The organism is Amycolatopsis sp. NPDC114484 (genome assembly GCF_055633755.1).
In genome coordinates this window covers 261,269-274,451 of sequence record NZ_JBVKDQ010000003.1, presented here as the reverse complement: position 1 = coordinate 274,451, position 13,183 = coordinate 261,269, and the positions used below count along the sequence as shown (strand labels likewise).

Genomic DNA, 13,183 nt, shown 5'->3' with positions numbered 1-13,183 from the left:
GTCACTTTCCTTCCACAGTGAAGCCGTCGACGGGCGAGAGGTACTGCTCGCCCTGGCGCATCAGTTCGGTGATCCGGGCGATGCCCGGTTCGGTCGGGGTGATCAGCGGCGGGCGCACGAAGCCCGACTTGATCAGCCCGCGCTGCTCCAGCACCCACTTGCCCGGCGCCGGGTTGGTCTCGACGAACAGCAGGTCGACCAGCGGGTGCAGGCCGTAGTGGATCTCGCGGGCGCGGTCGAAATCGCCCTCGGTCCACGCGCGGTACATCTCGGCGCTGGCCGCCGGGGCGATGTTGGCGGTGGCGCTCACGAACCCGGCTCCGCCGAGCGCGAGCAGCGGCAGGCACAGCAGCTCGATGCCGGACCAGACCAGCAATTCCTTGCCGCACAAGTGAAGTACGCGAGAGAAGTGTTCGAAGTCCTTTGTGGTCTCCTTGATCCCGACGAAGTTGTCGAAATCGCGGAACAGCCGCGCGACCGTCTCCGGGGCGAGGTCGACCGACGTCCGGCTCGGCACGTTGTAAGCGACGATCGGCAGGTCCGGGAATTCCTTCGCGACCGTGGCGTACCAGCGGTAAAGCGCTTCCTGGGTGGGCCGGGCGTAGTACGGGGTGATGATCAGCGCCGCGTCGATGCCCGCGTCGCGTGCCTCGGAGGTCAGCTCCAGCGTCTCGTCGAGTTTCGCCGAACCGGTGCCGGGCATGAACGGCACCTTGTCTCCCACCGCCTTGGCGACAGTGCGGATCGTCTCCGCGCGCTCGGCCACCGTCATCGCACCGGGTTCGCCGGTGGACCCGCCGATCGAGACGCCGTCCGAACCGGACGCGAGCTGCCAGTTCACCAGGTTGGTCAGGCTCTCGTGGTCGACCGCGCCGTCGGCGGTGAACGGGGTCATCAGCGGCGCGATCGAGCCGGTGATGGCGTTCGGGGTACTGCGGAACCTCATGGGGTGGGGTCCTTCCTAGGGAGCTTCGGCGGGCGGGGCGGCCCGCCGGTCGAGGTAGGCGTCGAGGGTGGCGGTGCGGTGCCGGCGCGCGGCCAGCTCGAGCTCCAGCGGGTCGGCGTTCTGCTCGATCAGCACCAGCAGTTGTTCGTGTTCCTTGACGGATTCGTGCGCGCGGCCCGGGACGAAGCTGAACGTCGAATCGCGCAGCGAAGCCAGCCGGTGCCAGCCGCGGTGCACGAGGTCGAGCACGTGCGGGTTGGGGCACGGTTCGAAAAGGACTGAATGGAACTCTTGGTTCAATTCGGTGAACCGGTGCGGCTCGAAGTTTTCCAGCGACAGGCGCATCTGCTCGTTGACCGCGCGCGCCCGCTCGATGTCCTCAGTGGACAGTTTCGGCGCGGACAGTGAGGTGGCGAAACCTTCCACCAGGGCAAGGGTTTGCATGGTGTGCTCGTAGGCGGTCTCGTCGACCATCACCACCTGCGCGCCGACGTTGCGTTCGAAAGTGACCAGCCCTTCGGCTTCGAGCAGCCGGATCGCTTCGCGCACCGGGACGACGCTGACGTCCAGTTCCTTGGCGATTTGCCCCAGCACCAAGCGATAGCCGGGACCGAAGGTCCGGTCGGCGATCCGGTCCTTGATCCAGCGGTACGCGCGCTGGGACTTGCTTTCGCCTGCTACGGGCGCCACTGGGCGTACCTGGCCTTCCAGTGTTCGTTCATCGGGTAGAGGCCGTCGACGCTTTCGCCGTTCGCGACCTGCTCCGCGATGAACGTTTCCTGGCGCTCCTGCTCGATCGCCGCGTCCGCGATTTTTTCCACCAGATGCGGCGGAATCACCAGGACGCCGTCGGAATCGCCGACAATCACGTCGCCCGGCTGGACTGTCGCGCCACCGCAAGCGATGGTGCTGTCTACGTCCCAAGGAACGTGGCGGCGGCCGAGCACCGCTGGGTGCGGGCCGGAGTGGTAGGTCGGGATGTCCAGCGCGGCCACCGCCGCCAGGTCGCGAACGCCGCCGTCGGTGACGATTCCCGCTGCTCCGCGGACCTGGGCGCGGAGAGCGAGGATGTCGCCGATCGTGCCGGTTCCCTTTTCGCCGCGGGCTTCCATCACCAGGACGTCGCCCGGATTCAGGGAATCGATGGCGCGTTTCTGGGCGTTGAAGCCGCCGCCGTGGGATTTGAAGAGGTCCTCGCGGAACGGGACGTAGCGGAGAGTCCTCGCGCGGCCGATGAGTTTCGTGTCCGGACGCGTGGAACCGAGGCCGTCGATGGAGACGTGGTTGTAGCCGTTTTTGCGCAGCTGGGCGGAAAGCGTCGCCGTGCCTACGCTGGTGAGCTTGGTCTTGAGTTCTTCCGTGAGCACGAATTCCGCCGGGAGGCCCGCGGATTCCCGGTCGCCGTAAGCCTGTTCGCGCTGGTTGTCGTCGATTTTGGGCTGCGCGCTGAACTCCGGGAGCGGCGTGGTGCCCTCGGTGACCGGCGTGACCAGGCGGCCGGTGGTCTTCTCGCCGTGGCTGACCTCCACCTCGACCACGTCGCCCGGCTTGACCACGGACGAGCCGGCCGGCGTCCCGGTGAGGATGACGTCGCCGGGTTCGAGAGTGCTCAGCTGGGAGAGATCGGCGACGAGGGTGCCGAAGTCGAAGATGAGGTCTTCGGTGGTGTCGTCCTGGACGAGCTCGCCGTTGACCCAGGTCCGGACGCGGAGGTCGGCGGGATCGACCTCGGCGGCCGGGATCGTGGCGGGGCCGAGGGGGGTGAAGCCGTCGCCGCCCTTGGAGCGGAGGTTGGAACCGCCGTCGGCGTGCCGCAGATCGTATACGCCGAAGTCGTTGGCCGCGGTGACGCTCTCGACGTGACTCCAGCCTTGTTCCGGGGTGACGCGCCGCGCCTGCTTGCCGATGATGAGCGCGATCTCGCCCTCGAAGGCGAGGAGTTCGGTGCCAGCCGGGCGCTCGACGGGGGTACCGGAGGAGCTGATCGAGGTGGCGGGTTTGACGAAGTACGAGGGCTTCGCCGGGGTCCTCCCGCGCTGCTTCGCGCGGGACGGGTAGTTCAGATGAAGCGCGATGACCTTGCCCGGCCGCTCCGGCGGGATGGTGCTCGATACGGGACTCATGGGGGTTGACCTGCCCGGATGTCGTCGGGAGAGGAAGATATCTCAAAAGATATACGATCCTGGCGGGTCGGGGCAAGGGCTGGGCGGCGGAGGAGGCGTCGAGCCGCTAGCGGCCGACCGCTACTATTCGCGGCACCTGCGACTCATGCCCCGGCCGGGGCCGCCTTGAAGCGCTGACATTGTTCCAGCACTGAGCAGCACCCGGATCGCTGCTCAGTTCGAGGGTTTACACGTGAGCCGCAGCAACTGCAGACAACTCGAAGCAGCTGCACCGGCACCGGGGCCGGTGTACGTCGTTGCGGAGTTGACTTGCTGTTGCTGGCGATACCCCCTGTGCACCCTGACTGCCTTCGTCGCAGTGCTCGCTCTCGCGGCGTACATCGTGCACAAAACCGGGGACACCAAGGGGCTTCGAGATCTTGCCGTCCTGATCCGTGCCCTGCGCCCGACCCGGCGAATCAGCCGTCGGCGTTCCGGCTCGGAGCGGAACTGTCGAAGTAAAGATGGGCCTCGTGGGCGCCTGCCCCGGTGAAAACCGTGACCGACGCCCACGAGGCTTTTTTCGGCGGGGGCGGGGTTTGTCGGCGAAGCTCCGGCTCGCCCGGACGCGGCGCGTGGTCAGCCAAGCGCCCGGGCGAGCCCGCCGCGCCTGCTCTAGGCCCCCCAGTGCGCCAGGGGAAGCGCCGGAACCCGATGCCCCCGGTGCCCGGTCATCTCCTCATTCGCCACCAGCGCGTTCAACACCGCCTCCTCCACTGCCTGCACCACGGCCTCGAAGAACGGATCGATCGCACCCCACGGGATGAACCGCATGCTCTCGTAAGGCTCGTCGTCCGGCCGGGGGAAATGGCTGGTCAACGCGCCCGCGTTAGCCGTGCTGAAGGCCAAGAACAAGTCGCCGGAGAAGTGCGACCCGGTAGTCCCAGTCCGCGCCAAGCCAAGCGGCACCCGGCGGGCCAGCGCGGTGCACTGCCCAGGCAACAGAGGCGCATCGGTCCCGATCACGACGATCACCGACCCCGCACCGGCCGGAGCGAGCCAGCTCGTGTCGGCCATGGGATTGTCGTCAGCCAGCTCGACGCCCAGCTGCGACCCGGCCACCGTGAGTTCCGGGCGGCTCCCGAAGTTCGCCTGCACCAGGGCCCCGACCGTGTAGCTGTCCGAGCCATGAGCGACGATCCGCGACGAAGTCCCGGTCCCGCCCTTGAACCCGTAACAGGTCATCCCGGTCCCGCCACCCACCGAACCCTCCGCAATGGGCCCGGAAGCCGCCGCGTCGATCGCGGCGACAGCGTGCTCGGTCCGGATAGTCGGCGCGTTGACGTCGTTGAGATACCCGTCCCACGTCTCCGCGACCACCGGCAGCAGCCATTCCGCCGCGGCGTCCGGGCGTTCCCGCACTACCCAGTCGATCGTGCCGCGATGACACTGCCCGACCGAGTGGGTGCTGGTGATCAAAACCGGCAGCGTCAGCGACCCGGTCTCCGCGAGCCAGGCCCGGCCGGTCATTTCCCCGTTGCCGTTCAACGAAAAAGTGCCAGCGGAACACGGCACGTCGAACTGGTCCCGGCCGCGCGGAAGGATCGCGGTGACGCCTGTCCGCACCGAACCGCCTTCGATCAAGGTGGTGTATCCGACCTCGACGCCTGGGATATCAGTGATCGCGTTGTGCGGGCCGGGCTTGCCGCCGAGGGTCAGGCCTAGGTCGCGGGCGCGGGTCATGCGGGGTCCTCCAGGGAGCATCGGGTCGAAACGCGGGCGTAGGACAGGACCATCGCCTCGGCGACGGACCGGTCGAGCGGCGGGACGGCTTGGGTCAGGTGCAGTCCGTACCCGTCTTCGAGGGTGACGAGGTTGCGGGCGACGGTGACCGGATCGTCGGTCAGGTCGAAAATCCCCGTCGCCGCACCGGCTTCCAGGATGCCGACGTAGCCGCGGACCTGACGTTCGTACAGCGCGATGTGCCGCGCGGCGTACGCCGGTTCGCGGCGGGCGATGGTGCCCAGTTCGTACAGCAGCACGCACAGCTCGTCGTTCTTGCCGTTCGGCAGGCCGCTGCCGATCATCGCGCGCAGCCGGGCACGCGGGTCGGACTCGGCCGCGACCGCGGCTTCGCGCGCGACGCAGAAGCGTTCGACGGCCTCCTGCTGCACGTCTTCGAGCAGGTCGCTCAGGGAGGGGTAGTAGTACAACAGGGAACCCGGCGACATGCCGGCGTGGTCCGCGACGTCGCGCAGCTTCAGGTTCAGCACGCCGCGTTCGACGACCGTGTGCCGCGCCGCGGCCACCAGTTCCGCCCGCCGCTCGGGGGCCTTGCTCGGTCTTGCCATGCCTTGATTCTTTGAACAAATCTCGAAAAATGCAACCCCTGAACGGATCGAGACCGCCGAAGTCTTGACGTGGCGGGCGTCAGGGCCTTAGCTGAACGCCCGGCTGGTTATTTGAGTTCCATTCAAACAACGTACTTGAGCAACGACTTGATGGAGGCCAGCGTTGTCCACCCCCGTCTTGCGCCGCGGGTTGCGCACCCTCGGCATGCTGCTGATCACGCTTTCCGCGATCAGCCCGGCGTCCTCGGTGTTCGTGATCGCACCGGGCGTCCTCACCGGCGCCGGGTCGGGCGCCTTCTACGCCTTCCTCGCCGCCGCCGTGGTCGGCATCTTCATGGCCTTCGTGTACGCCGAGCTGGGCTCGGCCTTCCCGAGCGCGGGCGGCGAATACACGATCGCCGCCCGCACGCTGGGCAAACTTCCCGGATTCATGGTGCTGGGCATCATGATCGTGACGCAGGTGCTGATCGTCGCGGTGATCGCGCTCGGTGTCGGCACCTACCTGAGCGTGGTGCTGCCCGGCGTGTCCCCGGCGGTGGTGGCGTCGGTGACGTGCGTGCTCGCCGCGATCGTCGCGGTGTTCGACATCAAGCTGAACGCCTGGGTCACCGGCGTTTTCCTCGCGGTGGAGCTGCTGGCGCTGGCCGTGGTCGCGGTGCTCGGGCTGGTCAAGCCCGCCCGTCCGTTCACCGATCTGCTCGCGCATCCGGTCGCCCCGGGCGGCGGGCCGGCGACGATCAGCGCGGTGATGATCGCGACGGCGATCGCGATCTTCGCCTACAACGGCTACGGCTCGGCTGTCTACTTCGGAGAGGAGACCAAGGACGCCGGACGCGGGGTGGCGCGCGCTGTCCTCATGGGACTCGGGGTGACTGTGCTGGCCGAGCTGATCCCGGTCACCGCGGTGTTGATGGGCGCGCCGGATCTCGGCACTTTGTTCAGCTCTCCCAACATGTTGTCGTACTTCGTGCAGGCCCGCGGCGGCACCACGCTCGACACCGTGCTGAGCCTCGCGGTCGCGCTCGCCATCATCAACGCGGTGCTGGCGATCGTGCTGATCAGTTCCCGGCTGGTGTTCAGCAGCGGCCGGGACCGCGCGTGGCCGAAGGCGATGAACCGCGCGCTCTCGGCGGTGCACCCGAAGTTCGGCACCCCGTGGGTCGCGACGCTGGTGACCGGATTCCTCGCTGCCGCACTGTGCTTTGTGGACCCGCAGATCCTGACAGTCGTGACCAGCACGTCGATCGTCGTCGTGTACGCGGCGCTGTGCCTCGGGGCCATCTTGGGCCGCCGCTCCGGAGCGACGGCCGGGGCCAAGTACCGGATGCCCGGGTTCCCGATCGCGCCGGTGGTGGCGTTGATCGCGCTGGCCTTCGTGCTGTACGTGAACGCGACCGACCCGGTGATCGGACGGCCGAGCCTCATTGTCACCGGCGCGATCGCGTTGCTGGCCTTGGGGTATTACCTCGTGGTGCTGCGCCGCCGCGGTGGCTGGCAGCTGAGCGAAGCGGTGGAGGAAGAGGAGGACGCGCCCGCGCCGGTGCGGGAGACCTCGTAAGCCGCGGCTGGACCGTCCACCTGAGACCTGGGCGGCCCAGTCGCGCGATGCCGAGGTCCGTGAGGGGAACCCTGAGGGAGTCTGATTCCGTCAGGGTTCCCCTCACGGACCTTCGCCGGAGCGACCGCGCGGGAGGCGTTGCGGCGCACGGTCGACCTCGACGAACTGGGATATCACCGCTACTGGTTGCCCGAACACCACAGCATGCGTGGTGTCGCGAGCGCCGCGCCTGCCGTGGCAGCGGCCCGCGTCGCGGATGCCACGAAGAGGATCCGCGTCGGCGCGGGCGGCGTTCTGCTGCTCAACCACTCGCCGCTCGTCGTCGCCGAGCAGTTCGGCACGCTCGCCGCGTTTCATCCGGGCCGGATCGACCTCGGGCTCGGCCGCGCGCTCGGCGGTCCGCGCCGAGTGGCCGCCGCGCTGAATCCCGGACCGGCGAAAAGCTTTCCCGGCCGCGTCAAGGAGTTGCTGGAGTACTTCGCCGATGCCGATGCCGATGCCGACCAGCCGCTGCGCGCGACTCCCGCACAAGGGAACGTGCCGGACGTCTGGCTGCTCGGCTCAAGCACCGCAAGCGCACACCTCGCCGCCGAACTAGGCCTGCCGTACGCCTTCGCCTACCACCTGCGCCCCGCCGAAGCCGCCGCCGCGACCCGGAGCTATCGCGAGAACTTCCGCCCCGGTCACACCGTCGAACCGTCCATTGTGGTCAGCGTCGCGGTGGTCGCCGCCGCGACCGAGGAGCGGGCCGAATGGCTCGCCAGGTCCATTCGGGCTAAGGCGTTGAGCCGTTCGCGCGGCGAGCGGATCTTGGTGCCGCGTCCGGAAGACGCGGTCGTGGACCCGGCTGTCGGCCCCGGTCCGGTACTCGCCGGAGCCCCGGCGGCACTGCGGAATTCGTTGCGCACAGTCATCGCCGAAACCGGCGCGGACGAGCTGATGATCACCACCCCGATCCACGGCCACGCGGAGCGGAAACGGTCCTATGCGCTGGTCCGGGAGATCTCGGACACTTTACCCCGGCGCGATTGATCCGTTTTGTCTGATTAGCCGCCGCGAAACCGGCTGCGGCGCACGGGGTTTCCCCAACGTTCAACCTGGCACGGGTTCGCATGTCACTTGTCGTGCCTAAGTTCCTCACGGCTTCGGAAAGTGGGGATTGATGAAAACCAGCGACGCGGTGCGGGCCCGTGCGATCACCAAGTGTTTCGGCGACGTGATCGCGCTCGACGGTGTCGATCTCGACGTGGCCCACGGCGAGATCCACGGGCTCGTCGGCCCGAACGGCGCGGGCAAGACGACCCTGCTCGGCCTGCTGCTCGGGCTCGCGGTCGCGGACGAGGGCGAACTCGAGATCCTCGGCCGCCCGGTCGGCCGCGCGCTCGCCACCCCGGACGGCATTTCCGGGTTCGTCGACGGGCCGGGGCTGTACCCCTCGCTCACCGCGCGGCAGAACCTGGCCGCGCTGGCCTCGCTGCGCGGGCAGACCGTCGACATCGACGACCTCCTCGCACAAGTCGGGCTGACCGACGTCGCCGACGACCGGGCGCGCGGGTTCTCCCTTGGCATGCGCCAGCGCCTCGGCCTGGCCGCCGCGTTGCTGACCAAACCGCGACTGCTGGTCCTCGACGAACCCGCCAACGGCCTCGACCCGGCGGGCAAGAAACACGTGCACGGCGTGCTCACCCGGCTCGCCGACGAGGGGACCGCGGTGGTGCTGTCCAGCCACCGGATGGACGACCTCGAAGCACTGTGCTCGGAGGTCACCATCCTGTCCTCGGGCTGCGTCGTTTTCACCGGCCCGCTGGCGAAACTGTCCTCTGAGGACCGTGAGCTGGCTTATCGCCTGGTCACTTCGGACCAGAAAGCCGCGCGCGAGATCGCCGAGAACGTGCCCGGGCTGCGGATCGACGACACCCAGACGCCGCGCGGGCAGGCCGACGTCCTAGTGGTGAGCGGCCTGGTGCCCGCGCTGGACGACTTGGTCGCACGCGTCGTCGGCAAGGGCATCGGCGTACGGGAACTGGCTCCGGTCGTCTCGCCGCTGGAGGCGGCGTTCCTGGAGCTGACAGAGCAGGGGGAGAAGCGATGACCGTCACCGAGGAACGGGCGCCGGCGCCCGTCCGCCCGGTCGGGCTGGGCCGCGGCTACCGGTTCGAACTGGTGAAGTTGTTGTCCCAGTGGCGGATCCGGGTGCTGCTGCTCGCTTGCTGGCTCGCGCCCGCGGTGTTCGTCGCCGCGGTCAGCCAGCAGAGCGACCTGCCGGTGGACACCCTGTTCGGCCGCCTGATGAACGCCACCGGCTGGGCCGGGCCGCTCGTGCTGCTCGGTTTCGCCGGCAGCTACGCGCTTCCGCTGCTGACCTCGCTGGTCGCCGGGGACGTCTTCGCCGCCGAGGACCGGCTCGGCACCTGGCGGCACCTGCTGGTGGCGATGCGGTCGTACCGGCGGATCTTCGTCTCGAAGGCACTCGCCAGCCTGACCGTGATCTTGTTGCTGGTCCTCGGATTGGCGGTGTCCAGCACGGTCGGCGGTCTCGTCGCGGTCGGCGGGCAGCCTCTCCCCGGGCTCGACGGGCACCTGCTGTCCTCGGGCGACGCGGCGGTGAAGGTCATTCTCGCCTGGATCTGCGTGCTCGCTCCGACGCTCGCCCTGGCGGGGATCGGCCTGCTCGGCTCTGTCGCGTTAGGACGGTCGCCGATGGGCTTGCTGCTGCCCGCGGTGGTCGCGCTGGTGATGGCGGTGGCGCAACTGCTGCCGCTGCCGGTTGTCGTGCGGCTCGCGCTGCCGACGTACGCGTTCATTTCGTGGAACGGTCTCTTCGCCGATCCGGTCCAGCTCGGCCCGCTGCTGATCGGCGTCGGGGTGAGCCTGGTGTGGGCAGTGGTCGCGACTGCGCTGGCCTACCTGCTCTTCGTGAGACGCGACTTCACCGATCTGACATATGAGGGTGCCGGTCGTCGGATACTAACTGCGGGCTTGCTGCCGCTGGCCGGACTGGTCGGGGTCACGGTGGCGGTCGTCGCGGTCGCTACGCCGGCCTCGGGTTCGGGCATCGACCAGGCCAAGCTGCAGCAGTCGCTGTCCACCGAGTTCGCGCACCTCTACCGGCTCCAGACCGCGCAGCTGCACCGTCCGGACGTCACGGAGGAGCAGCTCGCGGCCAGCACGGAATGCACCAAGGGCGGCGGCCTCGTCGAGGCCGAAGGCCCCGGCAACGACTGGCGGTGCGTCGTCTCCTGGCATCTCCCTGGTATCTCAGCGACCGGACAGGCGATCTACCAGCTCGATGTCACCTCGGACGGGCGGTATGTCGCCGACGGCGACGGACCGAAGGAAGTGAACGGCTACTTCCAGGTGCGGACCCCGGAAGGGGACCGGCCCAACCCGCTGTGGCAGTTCGACGGCAACGTCGAGCTGCTCTCCTCCACGAAGGGATGAGGACATGCAAGTAACGCGCCGTCGCCGGCGTGGCGGGAAGAAAGAACTCCGCAGATCCCGCAAGCTGCGCTTCGTCACGGCGGGGGCGACCACGGTCGCTCTCGTCGCCACGGGCTCGGGCATCGGCCTCGCCTCCACCAAGCAGTTCGGCACCGACCAGGTCGGCCAGGAAACCGCGAACGGCCTGACCATCTCGAGCGACCAGTACCTCAAGCCGATCGGCGAGCGGCTGGTCGTCCCCAACGGCAAGATCATGTCGTCGGCGGTCAGCCCGGACGGCAGCCACCTCGCCGCGCTGACCACCGACGGCGGCATCGCGCTGACCATCGTCGACCTGAAGAGCTGGAAGGTGCAGCAGCTCGTCGGCAAGGACAAGAAGGCCAACCTGCAACTGCCCGGCAACGACGTCGGACAGGAAGGCCCATCGTACTCGCCGGACGGCAAAACGCTGTGGCTGGGCCAGATCGACGGCTACCGCAAGTTCGACGTCAACCCGGACGGCACCGTCGCCAACCCGACGTGGGTCGCGATCCCGGCCGACGGGGACAAGCATTCCCTTGCCGCGGGCGCGATCTTCTCGCCGGACGGGTCCACTGTGTACTCCGCGGTGAACGGCCAGAACCGCGTCGTCGCCATTGACGCGGCCAGCGGCCAGATCAAGCAGAGCTGGACCGTCGGCAACGCGCCGCGCGCACTGGTGCGGATCGGCAACCGGATCTACGTCAGCAACGAGGGCGGCCGCGCGGCGAAGCCGGGCGACACCACGCTGAACTCGTACGGCACCGAGGTCGTCGCCGACCCGAAGACCGGGGCCGCCACCACCGGCACGGTCAGCGTGATCGACCTGGCGAACCCGGCAGCCCCGGTGAAGAGCATCGACGTCGGCCTGCACCCGACCGCGTTGCGCGCCAAGAACAACACCCTGTTCGTGGCCAACACCGGCGGCGACAGCGTTTCGGTGATCGACGCCCAGCGGGGCGTCGTGGTGCAGACCATCGCGACGCAGCCGTGGCCGGAGGCGACGGTCGGCTACGAACCGACCGACCTCGCGCTCACCGACGACGGCCACCTGCTGGTGACCCTCGGCCGGGCGAACGCGGTCGCGGTCTACCGCTACTGGTTCCCGCAGGCCCCCGCCGCCTTCATCGGGCTGCTGCCGACGGATTACTTCCCGTCTGGTATCTCAGCGTCGGGCAATAACATCCTTGTCGCGAACACCCGCGGCATCGACGCCCGCCGCCCGACCACCGCGGCCGGGCACGCCACGCACGACACCACGTCGAGCCTGCAGCGGTTCACGCTGCCGACCGACTGGCAGACCTGGGCGCAGACATATCAGGTGTTCAAGCAGAACGGCTGGACGCCCGGTTCGGTGCAGAAGGCCAACGGCAACCGCAACGTCAAGCCGGTTCCGGTGCCGCAGCGGCTGGGCGACCCGTCCACGATCAAGCACGTTTTCTTGCTGGTCAAGGAAAACCGGACGTACGACCAGGTCTTCGGCGACATGAAGAAGGGCAACGGCAACCCGGCGCTGGCGCAGTTCGGCCAGGCCGTCACGCCGAACCAGCACGCGCTGGCCGACCAGTTCGGCTTGTACGACAACACCTACGACATCGGCACGAACTCGGCCGAGGGCCACAACTGGCTGATGCAGGCGGACAACCCGGAGTACACCGAGTCGTCCGCGGGCGAGTACAAGCGCAGCTACGACACCGAGGACGACGCGCTGGGCCACCAGCGCAGCGGCTTCCTGTGGAGCGGGGCGCAGGCGGCGGGCAAGACCGTCCGCGACTTCGGCGAGTTCCAGCAGTTCCTGACCAAGCCCGCGGGCGCGAGCTGGCAGAACCTGTACTGCGACTCGAAGAACATGGCCGCGACCGGCGAGCCGACCGCCTACCCGCTGGTCTCGTCGTCGCCGATCCCGTCGCTGAACAAGGTTTCGGTGCCGGGCTTCCCGAAGTTCGACACGGACGTGCCGGACCAGTACCGGTACGAGATCTGGAAGAACGACTTCGAGAAGAACGGCCCGGCGAACCTGAACATGTTCTGGCTGTCGAGCGACCACACCGGCGGGCCGCCGAGCCCGGCCGCGCAGGTCGCCGACAACGACCTGGCCGTCGGCAAGATCGTCGACAAGATCTCGCACAGCCAGTACTGGAAGGACTCCGCGATCTTCGTGGTCGAGGACGATTCCCAGGCCGGGCTGGACCACGTCGACGGGCACCGGGCACCGATCCAGATCATCAGCCCGTACGCCCAGCGCGGCGTGACCGACAGCCGGTACTACTCGCAGATCACCATGATCCGCACCATCGAGCAGATCCTCGGGATCCACCCGATGAACCAGAAGGACAGCGCGGCCACCCCGATGGCGACCGCGTTCACGCAGAAGCCGGACACCGCGCCGTTCACCGCGGTGCCGAACCAGACGTCGCTGACCGCGGGACTGAAGACCCCGCCGTCGTGCGGCACGGACAACGTCCCGACCCCGTCCACCGCGGCGGCGTCGGCGGCGGTGCCCGCGGACAAGCAGCAGCTGGTTCAGCAGTGGCAGCAATGGCAGGCGCAGCAGAAGCTGACCGGCCCGAACGCCACCGCGGACTACGCCAACCCCGCGCAGATGGACCACTTCACGTGGTACCAGGTGCACGGGTGGACCCAGCCGTATCCGGGCGAGGACAAGATCTTCGCACCGGACCAGGTGCCGGGCGCGTTCATTCCGTCGGCCGATTCGGACGGGTGATTCGTTAGCAGATAAGGAAAGCCCCTGTCCGTCCATCAGACG

10 protein-coding genes are annotated in these 13,183 nt (G+C 68.4%); 5 read left to right on the top strand and 5 right to left on the bottom strand.

What is annotated here, in order from left to right:
* Window position 1: 1 nt before the first annotated feature.
* From dapA to ACZ7SW_RS10705, 5 genes are all read right to left on the bottom strand, one after another.
* Window positions 2–946, bottom strand: coding sequence for a 4-hydroxy-tetrahydrodipicolinate synthase (dapA, locus tag ACZ7SW_RS10725; protein ID WP_470230179.1), 945 nt, complete (start codon window positions 944–946; stop codon window positions 2–4).
* Window positions 947–961: 15 nt separating this feature from the next.
* The gene (locus ACZ7SW_RS10720) at window positions 962–1,636 is read right to left on the bottom strand and encodes a GntR family transcriptional regulator (protein ID WP_037817800.1); all 675 of its coding nucleotides are present in this window, start codon (window positions 1,634–1,636) and stop codon (window positions 962–964) included.
* Window positions 1,624–3,069 (bottom strand): fumarylacetoacetate hydrolase family protein, encoded by a 1,446-nt coding sequence (locus ACZ7SW_RS10715; protein ID WP_470230178.1) that lies wholly within the window; start codon window positions 3,067–3,069, stop codon window positions 1,624–1,626. Before ACZ7SW_RS10715 ends, ACZ7SW_RS10720 begins: the two co-directional genes overlap by 13 nt.
* A gap of 654 nt (window positions 3,070–3,723) precedes the next feature.
* A complete protein-coding gene (locus ACZ7SW_RS10710) occupies window positions 3,724–4,791 on the bottom strand; it encodes a DmpA family aminopeptidase (RefSeq protein ID WP_470230177.1) in 1,068 nt (355 codons plus the stop codon).
* Window positions 4,788–5,399, bottom strand: a complete 612-nt coding sequence (locus tag ACZ7SW_RS10705; protein ID WP_470230176.1) for a TetR/AcrR family transcriptional regulator — start codon at window positions 5,397–5,399, stop codon at window positions 4,788–4,790. The genes ACZ7SW_RS10710 and ACZ7SW_RS10705 overlap by 4 nt, the downstream gene beginning before the upstream one ends.
* Window positions 5,400–5,562: 163 nt before the next feature.
* Here ACZ7SW_RS10705 and ACZ7SW_RS10700 point away from each other — a divergent pair, with 163 nt between their 5' ends.
* The 5 genes from ACZ7SW_RS10700 to ACZ7SW_RS10680 all read left to right on the top strand — a co-directional run bounded on the left by ACZ7SW_RS10700 (window position 5,563) and on the right by ACZ7SW_RS10680 (window position 13,141).
* A complete protein-coding gene (locus ACZ7SW_RS10700; protein WP_470230175.1) occupies window positions 5,563–6,957 on the top strand; it encodes an APC family permease in 1,395 nt (464 codons plus the stop codon).
* Window positions 6,958–7,038: 81 nt separating this feature from the next.
* On the top strand, window positions 7,039–7,989 hold the full coding sequence (locus tag ACZ7SW_RS10695) for an MsnO8 family LLM class oxidoreductase (RefSeq protein ID WP_470230475.1): 951 nt from the start codon (window positions 7,039–7,041) through the stop codon (window positions 7,987–7,989).
* A 130-nt stretch (window positions 7,990–8,119) separates the two neighbouring features.
* Window positions 8,120–9,049, top strand: a complete 930-nt coding sequence (locus ACZ7SW_RS10690; protein ID WP_470230174.1) for an ABC transporter ATP-binding protein — start codon at window positions 8,120–8,122, stop codon at window positions 9,047–9,049.
* Window positions 9,046–10,398 carry an ABC transporter permease gene (locus ACZ7SW_RS10685; protein WP_470230173.1) on the top strand — a complete coding sequence of 451 codons (1,353 nt, stop codon included), beginning with the start codon at window positions 9,046–9,048 and terminating at the stop codon, window positions 10,396–10,398. Before ACZ7SW_RS10690 ends, ACZ7SW_RS10685 begins: the two co-directional genes overlap by 4 nt.
* Before the next feature lie 4 nt (window positions 10,399–10,402).
* Window positions 10,403–13,141, top strand: a complete 2,739-nt coding sequence (locus ACZ7SW_RS10680) for an alkaline phosphatase family protein (protein WP_470230172.1) — start codon at window positions 10,403–10,405, stop codon at window positions 13,139–13,141.
* Window positions 13,142–13,183 lie beyond the last annotated feature (42 nt).

Bases quoted from the DNA above. Each gene is read 5' to 3' on its own strand.
- dapA (WP_470230179.1), bottom strand. From the start codon at position 946: ATGAGGTTCCGCAGTACCCCGAACGCCATCACCGGCTCGATCGCGCCG.
- ACZ7SW_RS10715 (WP_470230178.1), bottom strand. From the start codon at position 3,069: ATGAGTCCCGTATCGAGCACCATCCCGCCGGAGCGGCCGGGCAAGGTC.
- ACZ7SW_RS10710 (WP_470230177.1), bottom strand. From the start codon at position 4,791: ATGACCCGCGCCCGCGACCTAGGCCTGACCCTCGGCGGCAAGCCCGGC.
- ACZ7SW_RS10705 (WP_470230176.1), bottom strand. From the start codon at position 5,399: ATGGCAAGACCGAGCAAGGCCCCCGAGCGGCGGGCGGAACTGGTGGCC.
- ACZ7SW_RS10690 (WP_470230174.1), top strand. From the start codon at position 8,120: ATGAAAACCAGCGACGCGGTGCGGGCCCGTGCGATCACCAAGTGTTTC.
- ACZ7SW_RS10685 (WP_470230173.1), top strand. From the start codon at position 9,046: ATGACCGTCACCGAGGAACGGGCGCCGGCGCCCGTCCGCCCGGTCGGG.
- ACZ7SW_RS10680 (WP_470230172.1), top strand. From the start codon at position 10,403: ATGCAAGTAACGCGCCGTCGCCGGCGTGGCGGGAAGAAAGAACTCCGC.